This is a genomic window from Pseudomonas sp. (genome assembly GCF_037994325.1).
In the GTDB taxonomy this organism is placed as follows: domain Bacteria; phylum Pseudomonadota; class Gammaproteobacteria; order Pseudomonadales; family Pseudomonadaceae; genus Aquipseudomonas.
Genome location: NZ_JBBNAH010000260.1, coordinates 1 through 1104, shown reverse-complemented (window position 1 = coordinate 1104; position 1104 = coordinate 1). Strand labels below are relative to the sequence as shown.

The following is a 1104-nucleotide window of genomic DNA, read 5'->3' as shown; positions in this document are numbered from 1 at the left end:
CTAGTATATAGGCCGAGCCGGCTGCACAATAGCGCGCTTATGACGGCACGCGGGGGCTGGGAACTTTCTAAGTATTCCAGGTTCCATAGGCAGTCACCCAGATGGGGACAATGCCGTTTGGGTTGTATCGAGAGCGGCTTGTCGCGCACTCATTACAACTAAATCGGTGACAAGATTATCCGCGCAGCCGGCGTGCTAGCCGTGCTGCGCGATTCCGTGCAAGACAAAAGAATATGTGTACGGAACGTGTTTGGAGGGGAGAACTTTTGCGCAAGACCCGAGTCTATCTTGGCAAGTTGATTCACTTGCTGGAACGGCATTCTCTCCGAACTCAATTGAGGAGTGTTCATGCTTACCCAGGAAGATGATCAGCAGTTGGTCGAGCGGGTGCAGCGTGGTGACAAGCGAGCTTTTGATCTGTTGGTGCTGAAGTATCAGCACAAGATTCTCGGGTTGATAGTGCGCTTCGTGCACGATCCTCATGAAGCTCAGGATGTTGCCCAGGAAGCGTTTATTAAAGCTTTCCGTGCACTGGCTAACTTTCGCGGTGACAGCGCCTTTTATACATGGCTGTACCGTATCGCCATTAACACGGCGAAGAATCATCTGGTGTCGCGCGGTCGGCGACCTCCGGAAAGTGATGTTAGCGCTGAAGATGCGGAGTTTTATGAGGGCGATCACGCACTCAAAGACATCGAGTCTCCAGAGCGGCTGATGCTACGGGACGAGATTGAAAATGCCGTGCATCGAACCATTGAACAATTGCCAGAAGATTTGCGCACCGCGCTAACTTTGCGAGAGTTTGACGGTCTGAGTTACGAGGACATTGCCAGCGTCATGCAATGCCCAGTCGGTACTGTACGTTCGCGGATTTTCCGCGCTCGTGAGGCCATTGATAAGGTCCTGCAACCGTTGTTGCAGGGAGCCTAAGACAGCGGCGCTAGCCAAGAGAGGAATCGCCATGAGTCGTGAAGCCCTGCAAGAATCGTTGTCCGCCCTGATGGATAACGAGGCGGATGAACTGGAACTGCGCCGTGTGCTCAGTGCCAGCGACGACGCCCAATTGCGCTCGACTTGGGCGCGCTACCAAGTCGCCCGTGCTGT

Annotated in this window: 2 protein-coding genes; both read left to right on the top strand. The window is 54.1% G+C overall.

The genetic code is table 11. The features are described 5' to 3' along the window. The first annotated feature begins 348 nt into the window (after nt 1-348). Complete coding sequence (rpoE, locus tag AAAB16_RS08835) at nt 349-930, top strand: RNA polymerase sigma factor RpoE (RefSeq protein ID WP_108095477.1); 582 nt, start codon at nt 349-351, stop codon at nt 928-930. Nucleotides 931-961: 31 nt separating this feature from the next. Next, on the top strand, nt 962-1104 hold a 143-nt coding region (locus tag AAAB16_RS08830), incomplete at its 3' end, for an RseA family anti-sigma factor (protein WP_340662998.1).